The 240-nt window shown below is 42.1% G+C and carries 1 protein-coding gene; it reads left to right on the forward strand.

What is annotated here, in order from left to right:
• Positions 1–240: PTS system mannose/fructose/sorbose family transporter subunit IID (locus tag ACYQ78_RS40070; RefSeq protein ID WP_459806230.1), on the forward strand; the 240-nt coding region annotated here is incomplete at both ends.

The following is a 240-nucleotide window of genomic DNA, read 5'->3' on the forward strand; positions in this document are numbered from 1 at the left end:
ATGGCTATCGCTGGCCAACCATGGGGTATCTTCCTTTGGATCGCAGTTGCAGTTGCTTATGACATCTTCCGTTGGAAACAATTGGAATTTGCCTACAAAGAAGGGGTTAACCTTATCAACAACATGCAAAGTACTTTGACAGCTTTGATTGATGCTGCTTCTGTACTTGGTGTCTTCATGATGGGTGCTCTTGTAGCAACAATGATCAACTTTGAGATTTCTTACAAATTGCCAATCGGT

The organism is Herbidospora sp. RD11066 (assembly GCF_054661255.1).